Source organism: Methylohalobius crimeensis 10Ki (assembly GCF_000421465.1).
Lineage (GTDB): Bacteria > Pseudomonadota > Gammaproteobacteria > Methylococcales > Methylothermaceae > Methylohalobius > Methylohalobius crimeensis.
This window is the reverse complement of the sequence record NZ_ATXB01000001.1, coordinates 1,841,904-1,857,842: the sequence shown is the minus strand read 5'-3', so window position 1 is coordinate 1,857,842 and position 15,939 is coordinate 1,841,904. Positions and strand designations below refer to the sequence as shown.

The following is a 15,939-nucleotide window of genomic DNA, read 5'->3' as shown; positions in this document are numbered from 1 at the left end:
CTGAGGGGTATTGCAATGGGGGCAGCGGCCGTCGGGTCGGCGTTGGGGCAGAAGAAAATCGGAGGGCATCTGATTCGGGTCGGCGCCCGCCTCGATGGCGGAATTCAGCACCCGCCGCAGCCTTTGGTAAAGTTGTTGCAGCTTGTCCTCATCCAGATCCCGGACGGCGGTTTTCGGATGGATGCCCGCCTGAAAAAGAATCTCATCGGAGTAGATGTTGCCGATTCCCGCGATACTCTGTTGATCCATGAGCCAGGATTTGACGCCACCCCGACGTTTCGCCGCCCGTTCGAGAAATGTGTTTTCGGTGACGGTTAGCGCATCCGGTCCCAGGGACTGATTTTCAATCAGCGTTTGGGGAGAATCCACGTATCCGATCATACCCAGCTTGCGCGGGGCGATATAAGCCAGGCGAAAGCCATTGTCAAAGACGATCAAGAACCGAGTGTACTCGGGCGTGTCTTCCGGGGGTTGGAAATACTTGAGCTTTCCGGTCATGCCGAAGTGCAGGACCAGCCAGCCGCCTGGGTCCAGGTCGACGAACAAATATTTGCCATGGCGTCGGGTGGATTCGAAGGTTTTGCCCTTGAGGGCCCGCCCCAGACCTTGAGGGGAAGTGTCCCGCAGCAGCTCGGGGCTGTCCACGTGGATATGGTCGATGCGTTGGTGCAGCGCGGTGGCATCGAGATAGCGCTTATAAACCTCGACGTCGGGCAGCTCGGGCATTTCAGGTTCTGGACAACAGCTTTGTCAGCTGTTTGAGGGGGAGGGTGTTGATGACATCCTTCGCCTCCAGCCATCCCCGTCGGGCCTGATCCACGCCGAACCGCATGAATTCCAGATTGGCCGTGCTGTGCGCATCCGAGGAGATCACCACCCGGAGATGCATTTCCTTGGCCATCTTGCAGGCGTCGTCGGTCAAATCCAAACGCTGAGGTTGGGCGTTGACCTCGAGAAAGCAGCCGCGCTCCCGGGCTCCCTCCATGATTTTCTCCAGGTCGATGGGATAGGGTTCACGCTCGTTGATGAGGCGTCCTGTGGGATGGGCGAAAATATTGAAGTAGGGATTGTCCATGGCGCGCAGAATGCGCTCGGTCTGCTTTTGGCGCGACAGATTGAATTGGTAATGGACGGAACAGACGGTGAAATCCAATTCCTTGAGGACGGCGTCGGGCAGATCCAAGGAGCCGTCCTCGAGTATGTCGCACTCGATCGACTTGAGCACGATCAAACCATCGAACTTTTCGTTCAATCGATCGATGGCTTCGATCTGTTCCCGCAGGCGTTTTTCGTTCAGGCCGTGGGCCATGGTGACGCGTTGGGAGTGATCGGTGATGGAAAGGTAATCGTAACCGAGTTCTACGGCGGCCTGGACCATCTGTTCCAGGGTATTGTGGCCGTCGGTGGCCTGGGTGTGGCAATGCAGGTCTCCGCGGATATCATCCAGCGCGATCAAATCGGGCAGTTCGTCTTTTTCCGCGGCCGCCACTTCCCCCCGGTCTTCCCTGAGTTCCGGCGGGATATAGGGCAGTCCGACCTTTTCATAGACGGCTTCTTCGGTTTTGCCGGCGATGCGCTTGTCGTCCTCGAAGACACCGTATTCATTGATTTTGTAGCCTCTTTCCACGCCCCGCTTGCGTACCGCGATGTTGTGCGCCTTGGAACCGGTGAAATAGTGCAGAGCCGCGCCGTAACTCACCTTGGGCACGACCCGAAGATCCACGGAAATGCCGGAGTGCAGGCGGACCGTGGAGCGGGTCTCCCCCTTGGAGAGCACTTCATCGACTTGGTCGTAAGCGGCGAAATCGTCCATGACTTTCGTTCCCCGCTTGGCGGTGACCAAGATATCCAGGTCGCCGACGGTTTCCTTGCGTCTGCGGTAACTGCCCGCCACGACGACAGCCTCGATTCCTTTGCTTTGCTTTAGGTATTTCACCAACGGTTCGACGATTTGCTCGGCGTCTTTCAACAGGGTCCGGTGCTGCGCGCCGGTATATCGTTTTACCCGCTCCCGAATCATCTCCTCGGTCTTTTGGCCGAATCCCTTGATTTCCCGAATCTTGCCGTTTTGGGCGGCGCGCTTGAGATCCTCGAGGTCGCTGATCCGGAGTTCCTCGTACAAAGTCTTGACCCGCTTCGGCCCCAATCCTTGGATTTTCATCAGGTCGCTGAGGGTGGCAGGGGTGCGCGCTTCGACCGTTTCCAGCAAGGGCAGCTTGCCGGTATCCACCAGGGTCTTGATCTTCTTGGCCAGGTCTTCGCCGATTTCGGGGAGTTGGGTCAGGTCTTCGCCCCGCTCGATCAGGTCGGCCATGGATTTGCCGTATCCGCGCACGACGCGGGCGGCGTTGCGGTACGCCCGTACCCGGAAAGGGTTCGCGCCTTCTACCTCCAGGAGGTCGGCGAGCCGGTCGAAGGTATCGGCGATTTCGGCATTAGGGATGGGCATGGGGAAACCGAGCGCTTCATAGCACCGGATTGTCCTCGCAGCGCATGGTCTGGGTATAGGAGGCGGGTACTTCCAGCTGGCTTGCGGCATCGCGGACGGCGGTGCGCAGTCCTTCCTCCAGCACCGGATGGTAGTAAGGCATATTCAATAGATCGGTCACCGTCATCTTCATGGCGATCGCCCAGGCGAGGAGATGGGCGAAATGCTCGCCACCGGGGGAGAACATTTCGGCACCCAGGACCCGGCCGTCGTGATGGGCGGCATAAACCTTGAGCAGACCGTGGGCGGCATTCATGAGGCGTGCGCGCCCCTGATGCTCGAAACTGACTTTCCCGGTCACAAAATCGGTCCCTTGTTCCTTCAGCTCGCGGAAAGTAGCGCCGACCAGGGCGATGGTCGGCGAGGTGAAAGTGATCGCCATCGGGGCACGTCGGTGGAAACAGTCGGGGCTGTCCTGGAGCGCGTTATAGCCGGCGATGCGGCCTTCGTCCGAAGCCTCGTGCAGCACGGGCCGCCTGCCGTTGACATCGCCCGCCAGGAAAATGGGTAAATTGGAGATTTGCAGCGTTTCAGGATTGAATTGGGGAAGGCCGCGATCGTCGAGAGGAATCTCCAGATTTTCCAGGCCGAGATCGGAGACGGTCGGTTGTCTGCCCATGGCCGCCAATACCCGATTGACCTTCACCTCTCGGTCGCCGGCTTGAACGACTATTCTATCCCCTTCCGCCTCTTTGAGGTTTGCGGTTCCGATCCAGAGATTCATGGCGTTGGAAAAATACTCGATCGCATAATCTTGTATTTCCGGATCGGTGAGGCCACCGAGATTTCGGTGCGCATCGACGGCGGTGATTTCCACGCCCAGTCGTTGCATGGCCTGGGCCAGCTCGATACCGACCGGGCCCAAACCGATGACGGCAAGCCTGGGCGGCAGGTCCGGAAGGTCGAAGAAACGGTCGGTGTCCAAGAGGTAGGCGTCGAACCGCCGCCAGGACTCGGGAATGAACGGTTTCGATCCGGTGGCGATGACGATCCGATCGGCCGTCAAGCGATCGCCTTCCAAATCCAGGGTATGCGGGTCGAGAAAGCGCGCGCGTTTGGTGATGAGGTGGCTATCCCGCCAGTCCTCCATGCCCTGAATGACGCTGGCGGTGTAAAAATCCCGCAGTTCGCGGACATGGCTCATCACCTCGGGCAGATCGATCGGGGCGACAGGACCGACGTTCAGCCCTCGAGGCGCCCGGCTCACCTGGTGATAGACGTTCGCCGCGTGGATAAAGCTCTTGGAAGGCATGCATCCCACCCGGGCGCAAGTGGTTCCCAGGGGACCGGGATCGATGACCACATAACGATCGGTGTGCCGGGCCACTTCGCGCCGGGCGGTAAGACCGGCGGTTCCGGCGCCTAAGATGGCGACGTCAACTTTTTGTACATGTGTCATGGGGGAGGTTTTTACCTAATACAGCTTGAATTATCGGCAACGGTAGTCGAAGCAGCAGGGTTAACGCAACCGGATTTCCTATTGCCGGCGAAATTCGCCCACCGTCTAATCGAGCTCGAACGAGATCTTTGCGTTGATCCGATATTGAGTGATTCGGTTATTTTCCACTTTAGCTTCCATTTCCTTGATATAGATGGATTTGACGTTATGCAGCGTCTCAGCGGCTTTAGCCAGAGCAACTTGAGCCGCGTCTTCCCAGCTTTTCTCGGATTGGGCGAGGACTTCGATAACTTTTAAAGTGGCCATGGCTTTTCTCCTCTATAAAATTGTGCAATCTCAGTTTTCTGATCGCCATTTCGGAATATAAAAATACCCCTTTTGGCGGTATTTGAATCTATATCATTGAATAGTAAATGGAGTAGGTCATTGACAAATTTCAATAAACCATCATCAAGGCATTGGCGTTCCGTCATCTTGCGCAAACCTTGCACGGTTTCTTGAACTGAGATGCCGTCGGCGGGTGAATTTTGCTCCCAACTTTCTCGCACTCGCAACACCGGTCACAAGAATTTTTTATTTATTGACAAATGTCAATGTTTAAATAAAAAATCCGCCCCATAGTAATTTTATAAAGCAATCGTAAAATCGAAACAATAACCGAAGTGGGGAACAATTATGGATATTGAAGTTGGTGGCCTGCTCGGCCTTGTTCTATTGATTCTAGATGTTTGGGCTATCATCAAAGTTATTCAAAGCTCGGCAGATATAGGCATCAAAGTTTTATGGGTGGTTGTTATCCTGGTGCTGCCCGTGATTGGTTTAGTGCTTTGGTTCTTTCTGGGACCGAAAGGATAATCAAAACATTTGCCTATTATGGTCGAAATCATGGATGAAAAAGCACCAACAAATGCATGTTTAGAACAAAACATAGGAGATAGATATGAACTGGGAACAAATTAAAGGCAACTGGAATCAGTTTAAAGGTGAAGCCAAAAAAAACTGGGCTGATTTGACTGATGATGACTTGGATAGAATTGAGGGTGAGCGGGACAAGTTTATCGGAGTGCTCCAAGAACGTTATGGAATAGCAAAGGATGAAGCGGAAAAGCAAGTAGATAGCTTTTTCAGTAAATTATGAATCTGATCAAGGTGGGGAGTGCGCGCCACATTCATCCAACATGCTTAGAAATTCATCCTCGTCGATAAGCGTAATCCCCAGCTTTTTCGCCTCTTCGAGCTTGCCGCCCGGATTCTTGCCCACGACGAGGAAATCGGTTTCTCCGCTGACGCTGGAAGTGGCGCGGGCGCCCAAGGCCTCGACCTGTTCTTGAGCCTCGTCGCGGGTGAAGTGCTTCAGCGATCCGGTAAATACGAAGGTCCTTCCTTTCAGAGGTTGTCGTCTACGGGGCATGGGGCGTACTTCGACTCCGGCCTCGCGCATTCGCTCGATGACGTCGAGATTGCGGCGGTCGCCGAAGAATTCCGCCGTCGCCTCGGCGATTTCCTCACCGATTCCCTCAATCCGTTCGATTTTCCGCTGTCCGGCCTCGGTCAATGTAGCCAGGCTGCGGAATCGCTCCGCGAGCAACCGGGCCATGCGTTGGCCCACATGCGGAATACCGAGTCCGTACAAAAAGCGGTCGAGCCGGGGTTGCTTCGCGTTTTGGATGGCTTCGTAAAGTTGTCGGGCCGAGCGCTCGGCAAATCCTTCCAAGGATTCGATGTCGTCCACGGTGAGGGCATAGAGGTCGGCGAGATCGTGGACGAATTCTCGCTTGACCAATTGTGCCGCCGTCTTTTCTCCCAGATGTTCGATGTCCATCGCGTCGCGGGTGGCGTAATGTTGAATGCGGGCGGCCAACTGCGCCGGACAGCTCAGTCCGCCCGTACACAGATAGTAGGCGCCTTCGCGCACGATTTGCGAGTCGCATACCGGACAACGTTTGGGCATGGTGAACGGGGACGAGCGTTTTTTGCCGGGCTGCTTGATGCGTTCATTGACCTCGGGGATGACGTCACCGGCCCGAATGATGCGAACGCGATCGCCCACCCGGATATCCTTACGCCGGATTTCATCCGCGTTATGCAGGGTCGCTCGACTCACCGTCACGCCGCTCACATCTACCGGCTGAAGCAGGGCGACCGGGGTGAGAATGCCGGTGCGCCCGACCTGGACCACGATGTCTTCGACGGTGGTGACCTCTTCGCGCGGTTCGAATTTCCAGGCGATCGCCCAACGGGGATTACGCTCGCGAGTACCCAGCGCTTCGCGCAGCCGGTGATCGTCGATTTTGATCACGATACCGTCGATTTCATAGTCGAGTTCGTCGCGTTGCGCGGCGAGTTTTTGGTGATACTCTTGAATTTCTTTGAGTGAAGAGGCGGTCGTGTTCAGGGGCGCTGTCTTGAGGTCCCAGTCGGACAAGCGCTGCAGGGTTTCCCGGTGGGTTGGCGGCAAGTCGCCGTCGGTGGTCAGGATCTCGTAGAAAAAGATAGCCAGCGGCTTGTCCGCGACCTGGCGCGATTCGAATTGCCGCATCAGGCCGGCGGCCGCGTTGCGGGGATTGGCGAACGGTTCTTCGCCGTGTTCCACGCGTTGGCGGTTCAAGGCCACGAACCCGGGCTTGGGCATGAATACTTCCCCCCGCACGGCAAGCGATCCGGGGGCGTGTTTCCTGTCTTGCAACGCCAGGGGCAAAGTATGAATGGTCTTCAGGTTATGAGAGATATCTTCGCCTACCTCGCCGTTGCCGCGGGTGGCGCCATATTGGAAGCGGCCGCGCTCGTAGACCACCTCCACCGAGAGTCCGTCGAACTTAGGTTCCAGGCAGCAACGGACAGTTTCCTGTCGAGCTTTGCTGCGCGCGGTTTCCAGAAACGATTCGATATCGGACCGGTCCAGGGTGGCCTGAAGGCTGAGCATGGCGGCGGTATGGCGCACTTTTTTCAGCTTGTCGACCGGTTCGGCGCCGACGCGAGCGGTGGGGGAATCGGGAGTTTTCAGATCGGGAAAAGCGGTTTCCAGATCCATCAGGCGTTGAAACAAGCGGTCGTAGACGGCGTCGGATATCTCGGGCCGGTTCTTCACATAGTAGAGATGGTCGTGGTAATGGATGCCCTCCCGCAGGGCTTCGATCTCCTCTGCCGCCGCTTTTTTGTCCAACTGATCGATGCCCTTGAAGTCGGTAGAGGGATGCTGTTTGAAGTCCATGGGTTATTTCCGCTCTGCCGTGATCGCCTTGAAGCCCGAGACCACGTCGAGCAGTTCGGCGGTGATCGTGTTTTGACGGGCGCGGCGGAAGCGTATGGTGACTTCCTCCAACCGATCGTCCAGGTTGCGTTGTGCCGATTGCATGGCCGCCAGCCGGCTGGCGTGTTCGCTGGCTTGAGATTCGGCGCAGGCGCGGAAGACGGAAACGAACAGATACTGATGGAGCAGGCGGCTGAGCAGCCGGTCGCGGTCCATGGTGAAAATAGGCAGACTGCGTGCGGGCCAGGTTTCTTCCCGAAGATGGTGGAAGCGGCGGAGATTCAGAGGCAGCAAAGCGACCCCGGTGGGATGATAACCGCCGCCGCCGGCGTGGCGGTTGTAGAACAGGTAGACGTAATCCACCCCGGCTTGTTCGCGCCATTCATCGATCTTGAGGAGAATTTGTTGCACCGTTGCGGTGATCTGGGAAGCCGAACCGGGAACCAAGAAATCTTCTTCGATGGTTTCCCCCTCGGCTTCCAAGCTGGCCGCGACCCGTCCGCCCGCGGCCAGTACCAGGCGGTTCCTCGCTTTTGCGGGGGCAGAGGCCATTCGCTGCACGGCGTAGCTTGCGATTTCCTCATTGAAGCGCCCGCACAAACCATGATCGGAGCCGAACACGATGGCGGCGAGACGGTGGGGTTCGCCGGCGCGGCGGGAAGAAAAGGCGGGAGGATATGGCCTATCTTTCAACACCACGAACAATCCCCGCTCCACGGTTCGGTAGTAGCCGGCAAGGGCGCCCACCGCTTGCTCGTACTGACGGATGCTTGCCGCCGATAAGGCCTTCATGGTCTTGACGATGGTGCGCAGCTCGTCGAGGCTGTCCAATTGCTTGTGAAGTTGTTCCAGAGATTCCATCAGATTGCTACTTACAGTCTGTTTCAAAACTCGACATACCGTGCAAGCCTACGAAGCACGATATCCCCTTAATCCCCTTTTCGTTCGGAAACGGCTCAAGTAACCTCCCTTTGTATGTTTTGTGTTGCTGGACAGTGGTTGTTTGAGTAGGTTTATGTCTGGCCCGGTGCGGCAGTTCGAAACTCCCTTGGGACACCAAGCCCGTGGGAGAGCGATGAGCGTCGCACCGGTTTTCATGGATACCCCGGACGGTTGCTTGGGCAGATAAGCCCGTATTTTTGCAAGGTTGGGAATCATGAACGAAATGAATGCAGAACAGTTTGTTGGTATTGACGTGTCGAAAGCGACGCTGGATGGGGCGGTCGAGCCTCAAGGTCAGGTATGGCAGGTGGCCTACGATGCCAAGGGGATCGATCAGCTGGTTTTGCAGTTGCAAGAGATCGGGCCGACCTTGATCGTCATCGAGGCCACCGGCGGTTTGGAAACCCAGATTGCGTCTGCCTTGGCGGGTAAGGAATTGCCGGTGGCGGTGGTCAATCCGCGCCAGGTGCGCGACTTTGCCAAGGCCAGTGGCCGGCTGGCCAAGACCGATCGGGTGGATGCCGGGGTGCTGGCGGCGTTTGCCCGGGCCATCCGTCCCCAGGCGCGTCCGCTCAAGGATGCGGACACCCGCGCGTTGGACGATCTGGTGGACCGGCGGCGGCAGTTGATCGGCATCCGGGTTCAAGAGGTCCTCCGATTGAAGGGAGCCACGACGAAACCGCTGCAAACCAGTCTGAAAAAGCATATCGCCTGGCTGGACAAGCAGATTGACCAGAACGACCGGGACCTGACCCGGCGGTTGCGCGAGTCGGACGCCTGGCGGGCCAAGGACGATCTGCTCAAGAGCATTCCCGGCGTCGGTTCGGTGACCATTGTCACGTTGCTGGCAAAATGCCCGGAGCTGGGCACCCTCAACCGGCGCGAGATTGCCGCGCTGGTCGGCGTGGCGCCGATGGCCAACGACAGTGGCCAGTATCGCGGCAAGCGCTTCATCTGGGGTGGTCGCTCCGAGGTTCGCGCCGTGCTATACATGGCCACGATCTCGGCGATACGCTGTAATGCGGTCATCCGCGCCTTTGCAGAACGCCTCAAAAACGCCGGCAAACCGCCCAAGGTCGTCATCGTCGCCTGCATGAGGAAGTTGCTCACCATCATGAATGCCATGTTGAAAAATAATACCCCTTGGCAGTCACAAAACACTTGACTTTAAACACGGTTGCTCTCCCGTTGGCGAGGATGCTGCAACAGCATGAGTCCCTTCTCCCTCCTGGAGGGAGAAGGTTGGGAAGAGGGTGGATCTGATTGAAATGAAAGACATTTTTATTTAAACCACACTCACCCCATCCCTCTCCCGCCAGCGGGAGAGGGGGCTTCGCGACACCTTCGCCTTCCCTGACCCTCGCACGAGTTTGAAACGGACTCTTAGCCATGGGGCTGGCTACGGATTTCGTCGATGACTTCGCTGGCGATATTCAGGACTTCTTGCCACTGCGAATCATCCAGTTTTTGGCCCGATTCCATGCGCTCGCAGAGCTGGGGCAATCGGTCGAGCACGCGTTTCTGGATCGCCGCCTCGACATCGCTCGCTTGCGCCAGCGGCAGGTCGTCGAACAGGCCGGCGTTGACCGCTTTGAGCGCGGCCATCTGTTCGCTGGCGCGCAAGGGATGGTGCTCGTTTTGCTTTAGAATCTCGCGAACCCGGCGGCCGTGCTCGATGGTGGCCCGGGTATCCTCGTCCAAGCGAGTGGCGAAGCGGGCGAAGGTTTCCAGTTCCTCGAATTGGGAGTAGGACAGCCTGAGATCTCCGGCCACGCTCCGGAAAGCCGGGTATTGGGTTTTCCCTCCCACCCGGGACACCGACTTGCCCACGTCGATGGCGGGCAGCAAGCCCTTGTGAAACAGGGTCGGCGAGAGGTATATCTGCCCGTCGGTGATGGAAATCAGGTTGGTGGGGATATACGCCGAGATGTCCTGGGCCTGGGTTTCGATGATGGGCAGCGCGGTCAGCGAACCGCCGCCGTGCTCCCGGCGCAGATGGGTGGCGCGCTCGAGTAGGCGGGAATGGATATAGAAGATATCTCCCGGATAGGCTTCCCGGCCCGGCGGGCGTTGCAAAAGCAGCGACAGTTCGCGGTAGGCCCGCGCATGGCGGGTGAGATCGTCGTAGACGATGAGCGCATCGCGACCTTGTTCCATGAAATATTCGGCCATGGTGGTGGCGGCATAGGGAGTGATGAAGCGAAGCCCCGGCGGGTCTGCGTCCGACGCCACCACTACGATGGTGTTTTGGATGGCGTTCTCCTTGCGCAGGGTGTCCACCACTCGGGCCACGGCGGTCCCGCGCTGCCCCACGGCGCAGTAGATACACACCACGTCCTTGTCGCGCTGATTGATGATGGTATCCATGGCCACCGAGGTTTTTCCGGTCTGGCGGTCCCCCACGATCAGTTCGCGCTGACCGCGGCCGATGGGAATCAAGGCGTCGATGGTTTTGATCCCGGTTTCCAGGGGCACGGTGACCGGCGCGCGCTCGATGATGCCGGGGGCGGGGCGCTCGATCGGCCATCTTTCTTCGATGGGGAGTGGCCGGCCGCGATCGAGGACACGTCCGGTGGCATCGATCACGCGACCGAGCAATCCTTCGCCGACGGGCGCGTCCGCTTCGCGGCCGGTGGGATAGGCCTCGATGCCGGCGGTCAGGTTTTCATTGTCGCCCAGTAGCATGACGCCGACTTCATCCGGTTCCAGGTTGATGGCGATGCCGAGCAGGCCGCCTTGAAACCGTACCAATTCTTCCGAGGTGATTCCCGGGAGCCCGTTCACCCGGGCGATGCCGCCGCCCACCTGGAGCAAAACCCCGGTCTCGCGGAGGCGCAAGGATGGCGGGGCGCTTTCGGTCGCCGAGTACAAGGCGGTCAGGGTGTCGTCGAGCAGTTCGTTCAGCAACGGATCACTCTCCCTTGTTTGGGGGTTCGTGGGACTTAACCAGTGCTTCGATACGGCCTTCCAGATCATCCAAGTACTGGTCGAGATTCCAGCCTAGCTGCTGGCCTCCGCGGCTGAGTTTAATGCCGCACATCAGATCGCCGGACCGTGCGAATCGTACCTCGATATCGTCGTCGAAGGTGGCATTCAGCGCATTCGTCAACCGCTGGCGCAAGTCGGGATCGAGCTCGAAGGAGCTGACGATTTGCGCCGGCTCGGAAGTTTCGGTCAGTGCCTTGCGCGCGGCTTCATCCAGTGAATTGAGGCGTTCCAGGAAGGCGAGTACGATTTGCTTTTCCAGTTCGGCATTGGCGAGATCGCCCAATGCCTTGCGTGCGATGGCTTGAATCGCTTTAGTTCCTTCATGGCGCAGCTTGTCCAAAAACGCCTTTTTCTCATGCAGGACCTGACGCTGCCAATCGGCACGGGTTTCGGCCACTTCTTGCCGGATTCGATCGAGCATCTGTTTTTTTTGTTGTTCGGCTTCCTCCTTGGCCTTGGCTAAGGTTTGTTCCCGTTCATCTTCCAATTCCCGGATTTTTTCCTCGAATCGCTTCGCCGATGCGTCGGCTTGACGTTCCCGTTCCCGGGCTTCGATCAATTGGTCGGTGATGCGCTGTTCGCGGCGGTCCATGGCGCGGATGATCGGTTGGTACAAAAAGTGTTTCAACAGCCAGACCAGGATCAGGAAGTTGACGATTTGCGCCGAAACCGTGATCCAGTCGATGTCCATGGATGAGTCTCCCCTGATTGAAATGGGTTGATGGGATTGGCGGTGGTTTTAGCTTGAACCGTCCGTTTCCGGTTGCCGATCGTTTTGTTCGGCTTGCCGATGGGCCGAGGTGGCGGATGCGATATAGACCATGGCCAGAACGGCGAAAATATAGGCTTGAATCATCCCGGTCAGCAACCCCAGTAGCTGCATGACGATGGGGAAAAAGTAGGGGGCGATGCTGAGCAGGATGGCGGCGATCACCGTTCCACTCATGATGTTGCCGTAGAGACGCACCGCCAGGGCCAGGGTGCGCGAAAATTCGCCGATGATATTGAAAGGCAGCATGATCCAGGTGGGTTTGACGTATTGTTTCAAGTAAGTCCCCAGTCCTTCGGAGAAGATGCCGTAAATGGGCACGGCGACGAATACGCAAATGGCCAGGGCGGTCGTCGTGGACAGGGAGCCGGTGGGCGCCATGTAGCCGGGAACGACGTTGAGCAAATTGGCCATGGCGATGTAGAGAAACAGGGTCCCCACGAATGGCAGGTATTTGCCCGGATCCTGCTGACTGATATCGCGAACATGATCGCGGATACCGGTCACCAGAACCTCCAGCAGATTTTGCCAGCGCGACAGCCGAGTTCCCGTGGACAAGCGGCGCGTCACCAACCATGAAATGAGGGTCAGCAGGGCCATGACCCCCCAGGTGTATGCGATGGTGGCATTGAGGGAAAACAAGCCCCATTGCCAGAAGACGATATTGTCGGGACTGATGGTCATGGGAGGTTCTCTTCAACGTTGTTGGGCAAATCGTTCAGATCTTTTCCTGATCGGTTTGAGGCCAGCGTTGCAGAAGACGATACAGGATCAAGGGGGCAATAATACAGGTCGATAGGCTGACGAACACTATGCCGGCGTAGATTTCTTGCGGCAGGGCCCAATTTCCCAGCCGCTGGGCTTGATGGATGACGATCATGGTGATTTCCGCGCGCGGGATCATGCTGATGCCGATTAGGACGGCACCGGTCGCGCCGCTGGTGATCAAGGCGGGTGTTCCCGCCCCGATGAATTTCCCGGCCGCCGCCGCAAGTAGCAATATTAAGCCCAGTCCCGTTCCTGCGACAATTTGCCCGGGGTTGACCCCCAAGCCGATATTGATGAAAAAAAATGGGGTGACGAAAGCATAAATATCGATGAATGATTTTTCTGTTTGGATGGCCTTCGGGTCGCGGCTAAAGACCAGTCCCGCAAACAGAGCGCCGATGGCCAGGGAAAATCCCAGCCAATTGGCCAAGGCGGCGATCACGAAACCTACGCCGATCACGGTGAGCATGCGTTGCGGCTTCGGCTCCCGGTGTGCAGTGAAGTGGGTCAACCAGGGTTCCACATAGCGCGAGAACAAGTAGCAGCCGGCGATGAACAGGACGAATTTGGCGGCGAAGCTGGCACCGGTCGCTGCCAACGTCGATACGACCCCGGTTTTGGCATCGTGTAGCGTCGGAATCAAGACAAACAACAAGGCCATCAATGCCACCGCCGAAATATCATCGAGCTCGGCCACATCCACCAACAGCCGACCGTTGTCGGAGTCGATCGCGTAACGGCTCTGCCAGGCGGCCACCGAAACGCCGACGCTGGTAGCGGTAAGTGCGGTCGCTATGATCAAGGACGGAATGAGCGCAAACTCGAGCAGATAATAGCTGGTCACAAATCCGAGCAGAGCGGAACCGCTCACGTCACCGAGCCAGATCTTCATGGCTTGGGGTAATTTGCGCGCTAATGCTCCTGGATGGCTCTGTAACCCCACTCGGAACAAGAGAGCGACGACGCCGATATCGGCAAGGAATTGGACGGCGTTACGGGTGGGTGGGTCCAGTATTCCCCACCGGCTATCAATGAATCTTAACAACAGGCCCAGCAATAAATAGCCTACCAATGCGGGAATTCTAAGGCGGGTGAAACCCGCCTCGATCAGCCCCGAGGCGATCACCGTCAGCCCGAGCAGCAAGGTCCAAATCGTGTGCGTGCTGATTTCCTCCGTCACGCCAGCGCCACTGTCTTTTTGCCCCGTACGGAAACATAAGGACTTTTATTCATGCATCCTCTCCTGAAGCTCGAAGAAACCCCGTAAAGTCCCCGCCTCGAGCCGGGCCAAGGCCGAGCGCACTTTGCGCTCGTGCTCATTAAGCGCCAGGAAGCGTTCCTCGACCAAGGTCTGCAATTGTCTCAAGTCGCTGCCTCTGACGCCATTGAAGGTGGAGACGAATACTTCCCGACCGCGCTTCACCAATACGCCTTCGTCCACCGCGGCGAAGTTTTCTTCCCCCTCCTTGAAGCAAAAACACAGCACCCCCGGTACCAGGGCGGTGACGAAATCGATATGGCGGGGGAGAAGACAGAAGAAACCGTTTTCAGCCTCGGCGACGATCTTGCCCACTTCTTCGTCCACCAAGACTTCCGTCGGCAACAATATCTGCAGGCGTATGGTTTGATGCTCCGCCCCCTTCGGGCGCACGGCGTGCGTCCTCCCCGGCTGTCCTGCCGGGGAGTCAGGATGGCCGCTAGCGTGATCGGTCATGATTTCGAGGCACCGGCTTTATCCACTTCATCCACCGAACCGATCATATAGAGAGCCTGTTCGCTCACTTCGGCGAATTCACCATCCAGAATCCGTTCGCATCCTTCAATGTTCTTCTCCAGGGGAACCAATTTTCCTTTTTTCCCGGTGAATTGTTCGGTGGTAAAGAAAGGTTGAGTCAGGAAACGTTCCAGCCGGCGCGCTTTGCTGACGGTGGCCCGGTCTTTCCGGGACAGCTCCTCGATGCCCAGCATGGAGATGATGTCTTTGAGTTCCTCGTATTGAGCCAGGGTGCTGCGGACCGCTTGGGCGACCTGGTAATGGCGCTTGCCCACCATCCCGGGAGTGAGCATTTTGGAATCGGTCTGCAAAGGGTCCACCGCCGGGTACAAGCCTTGACTGGCACGCTTTCGGGAAAGAACGATGGAAGCCGTAAGATGGGCGAAGATATGGGTGGCCGCGGGATCGGTCAGATCGTCGGCGGGGACATAGACCGCCTGCACCGAAGTGATGCTTCCGCTGTGGGAACTGCAGATGCGTTCCTCCAGTGCGGCGAGTTCGCTTGCCAAGGTGGGCTGGTAGCCTACCCGGGAAGGGATGCGCCCCATCAATCCGGAGACTTCGGTCCCCGATTGAACGAATCGAAAGACGTTGTCGATGAGCAATAGCACGTCCCGTTTTTCCACGTCGCGGAAATACTCGGCGACCGTCAGCGCCGCGTGCCCGACGCGAAAACGCGCGCCGGGGGGCTCGTTCATCTGGCCGTAGATCAATACCGCCTTTTCCAGTACCCCCGATTCCTGCATGGCGCTGTACATTTCCTCGGCCTCGCGCATCCGCTCGCCAATGCCGCAGAATAGACTGACGCCTTCGTAGCGTTTGGCCATATTATTGATCATTTCATTGATCAAAACGGTCTTGCCCACCCCCGCGCCGCCGAACATACCCGATTTGCCGCCCCGTTCCAAAGGCGCCAAGAGATCGATGGCCTTGATCCCGGTTTCGAACACCTCGGTGCCGGTGGTGCGGTCGGCCAGGGGCAGCAGCGGCCGGTGGATGGGCCAACGCTCGTCGGTTTCGATGGGACCTTGGCCGTCGACGCTTTCCCCGAATACATTCAGCATTCGGCCCAGCAAAGTCTTGCCCACCGGCATTTCCAACATCGATCCCGTATCCCGTACCGGCATCTTCCTCCCCAAGCGGCGGGTGGAATTCAGGGCGATGCAGCGGACGGTGGTGGTGTCCAGGTGGGTTTGAACCTCGAGCACGACGCGATCGCCGGGGCCGGTGCGCAACTGATGATTGCGGGGCGGCAGGGGTGAGGGGAAGCGCACGTCCACCACATTGCCGCGCACGGCGACGATTTCTCCGGTCGGTTTTTCCGTCTCACGAGGGATGCCATTCATAGGGGGACGATTGCTCATCTTGATTGAATCTTGCCTGCTTGATCTCGATTGTAAGGGGCAGCCGCTCAGGGTGTCTACGTCCGATAATATGCCGTTGTCATCGCCCTGAGGGGGCTCCATGAAATTGAAATTTTTCAATGTCTTGGACGATTAGAGAACTTAGAGTTAAGAATTGCGAAACGAGTCAGGTTTCAATTCAACGTAATTTGCGAGGA

14 protein-coding genes and 1 pseudogene are annotated in these 15,939 nt (G+C 57.7%); 3 read left to right on the top strand and 12 right to left on the bottom strand.

Annotated features, from left to right (window positions below):
- Nucleotides 1-138 precede the first annotated feature (138 nt).
- From H035_RS22745 to H035_RS0109295, 4 genes and pseudogenes are all read right to left on the bottom strand, one after another.
- A pseudogene (locus H035_RS22745) lies at nt 139-726 on the bottom strand (Fpg/Nei family DNA glycosylase); the annotation flags it as partial.
- 1 nt (nt 727) lies between these two features.
- Nucleotides 728-2,449, bottom strand: a complete 1,722-nt coding sequence (gene polX / locus H035_RS0109305) for a DNA polymerase/3'-5' exonuclease PolX (RefSeq protein WP_022948712.1) — start codon at nt 2,447-2,449, stop codon at nt 728-730.
- A gap of 16 nt (nt 2,450-2,465) precedes the next feature.
- The gene (locus H035_RS19005; RefSeq protein WP_022948711.1) at nt 2,466-3,887 is read right to left on the bottom strand and encodes a dihydrolipoyl dehydrogenase; all 1,422 of its coding nucleotides are present in this window, start codon (nt 3,885-3,887) and stop codon (nt 2,466-2,468) included.
- 105 nt (nt 3,888-3,992) lie between these two features.
- Nucleotides 3,993-4,193 (bottom strand): dodecin family protein, encoded by a 201-nt coding sequence (locus H035_RS0109295; protein ID WP_022948710.1) that lies wholly within the window; start codon nt 4,191-4,193, stop codon nt 3,993-3,995.
- A gap of 369 nt (nt 4,194-4,562) precedes the next feature.
- Here H035_RS0109295 and H035_RS0109290 point away from each other — a divergent pair, with 369 nt between their 5' ends.
- Nucleotides 4,563-4,742: a PLDc N-terminal domain-containing protein gene (locus H035_RS0109290; protein ID WP_022948709.1), complete on the top strand. Its 180-nt coding sequence runs from the start codon at nt 4,563-4,565 to the stop codon at nt 4,740-4,742.
- Between the two features lie 85 nt (nt 4,743-4,827).
- A complete protein-coding gene (locus H035_RS0109285; protein ID WP_022948708.1) occupies nt 4,828-5,025 on the top strand; it encodes a CsbD family protein in 198 nt (65 codons plus the stop codon).
- Nucleotides 5,026-5,031: 6 nt separating this feature from the next.
- Here the strand turns inward: H035_RS0109285 and ligA are convergent, their stop codons facing one another.
- Both ligA and H035_RS0109275 read right to left on the bottom strand, forming a co-directional pair.
- On the bottom strand, nt 5,032-7,098 hold the full coding sequence (ligA, locus tag H035_RS0109280; RefSeq protein WP_022948707.1) for an NAD-dependent DNA ligase LigA: 2,067 nt from the start codon (nt 7,096-7,098) through the stop codon (nt 5,032-5,034).
- Nucleotides 7,099-7,101: 3 nt separating this feature from the next.
- Nucleotides 7,102-8,025 carry a F0F1 ATP synthase subunit gamma gene (locus H035_RS0109275; RefSeq protein WP_200861538.1) on the bottom strand — a complete coding sequence of 308 codons (924 nt, stop codon included), beginning with the start codon at nt 8,023-8,025 and terminating at the stop codon, nt 7,102-7,104.
- Nucleotides 8,026-8,302: 277 nt separating this feature from the next.
- On the opposite strand from H035_RS0109275, the gene H035_RS0109270 reads away from it, so the two are divergent.
- Nucleotides 8,303-9,244 carry an IS110 family RNA-guided transposase gene (locus H035_RS0109270; RefSeq protein WP_026596457.1) on the top strand — a complete coding sequence of 314 codons (942 nt, stop codon included), beginning with the start codon at nt 8,303-8,305 and terminating at the stop codon, nt 9,242-9,244.
- A 218-nt stretch (nt 9,245-9,462) separates the two neighbouring features.
- Here H035_RS0109270 and H035_RS0109265 read toward each other — a convergent pair whose 3' ends face one another.
- From H035_RS0109265 to atpD, 6 genes are read right to left on the bottom strand one after another with little or no spacing between them, the layout of a single operon-like run.
- Nucleotides 9,463-10,986: an alternate F1F0 ATPase, F1 subunit alpha gene (locus H035_RS0109265; RefSeq protein WP_022948705.1), complete on the bottom strand. Its 1,524-nt coding sequence runs from the start codon at nt 10,984-10,986 to the stop codon at nt 9,463-9,465.
- Nucleotides 10,987-10,990: 4 nt separating this feature from the next.
- Nucleotides 10,991-11,758 (bottom strand): F0F1 ATP synthase subunit B family protein, encoded by a 768-nt coding sequence (locus H035_RS19000; RefSeq protein WP_022948704.1) that lies wholly within the window; start codon nt 11,756-11,758, stop codon nt 10,991-10,993.
- 48 nt (nt 11,759-11,806) lie between these two features.
- Nucleotides 11,807-12,520, bottom strand: a complete 714-nt coding sequence (locus H035_RS0109255) for a F0F1 ATP synthase subunit A (protein ID WP_022948703.1) — start codon at nt 12,518-12,520, stop codon at nt 11,807-11,809.
- A 34-nt stretch (nt 12,521-12,554) separates the two neighbouring features.
- Nucleotides 12,555-13,784, bottom strand: coding sequence for a cation:proton antiporter (locus tag H035_RS0109250; protein WP_022948702.1), 1,230 nt, complete (start codon nt 13,782-13,784; stop codon nt 12,555-12,557).
- A 45-nt stretch (nt 13,785-13,829) separates the two neighbouring features.
- The gene (locus H035_RS0109245) at nt 13,830-14,318 is read right to left on the bottom strand and encodes a F0F1 ATP synthase subunit epsilon (protein WP_235044566.1); all 489 of its coding nucleotides are present in this window, start codon (nt 14,316-14,318) and stop codon (nt 13,830-13,832) included.
- A complete protein-coding gene (gene atpD / locus H035_RS0109240; RefSeq protein ID WP_456152365.1) occupies nt 14,315-15,742 on the bottom strand; it encodes a F0F1 ATP synthase subunit beta in 1,428 nt (475 codons plus the stop codon). Before atpD ends, H035_RS0109245 begins: the two co-directional genes overlap by 4 nt.
- Between the last annotated feature and the right edge of the window lie 197 nt (nt 15,743-15,939).

Excerpts from the sequence above, each read along its gene's own strand:
- H035_RS0109290 (WP_022948709.1), top strand. The coding sequence starts at position 4,563 with ATGGATATTGAAGTTGGTGGCCTGCTCGGCCTTGTTCTATTGATTCTA.
- H035_RS0109295 (WP_022948710.1), bottom strand. The coding sequence starts at position 4,193 with ATGGCCACTTTAAAAGTTATCGAAGTCCTCGCCCAATCCGAGAAAAGC.
- H035_RS0109285 (WP_022948708.1), top strand. The coding sequence starts at position 4,828 with ATGAACTGGGAACAAATTAAAGGCAACTGGAATCAGTTTAAAGGTGAA.
- H035_RS19000 (WP_022948704.1), bottom strand. The coding sequence starts at position 11,758 with ATGGACATCGACTGGATCACGGTTTCGGCGCAAATCGTCAACTTCCTG.
- H035_RS0109255 (WP_022948703.1), bottom strand. The coding sequence starts at position 12,520 with ATGACCATCAGTCCCGACAATATCGTCTTCTGGCAATGGGGCTTGTTT.
- polX (WP_022948712.1), bottom strand. The coding sequence starts at position 2,449 with ATGCCCATCCCTAATGCCGAAATCGCCGATACCTTCGACCGGCTCGCC.
- H035_RS19005 (WP_022948711.1), bottom strand. The coding sequence starts at position 3,887 with ATGACACATGTACAAAAAGTTGACGTCGCCATCTTAGGCGCCGGAACC.
- atpD (WP_456152365.1), bottom strand. The coding sequence starts at position 15,742 with ATGAGCAATCGTCCCCCTATGAATGGCATCCCTCGTGAGACGGAAAAA.
- H035_RS0109245 (WP_235044566.1), bottom strand. The coding sequence starts at position 14,318 with ATGACCGATCACGCTAGCGGCCATCCTGACTCCCCGGCAGGACAGCCG.
- H035_RS0109270 (WP_026596457.1), top strand. The coding sequence starts at position 8,303 with ATGAATGCAGAACAGTTTGTTGGTATTGACGTGTCGAAAGCGACGCTG.
- ligA (WP_022948707.1), bottom strand. The coding sequence starts at position 7,098 with ATGGACTTCAAACAGCATCCCTCTACCGACTTCAAGGGCATCGATCAG.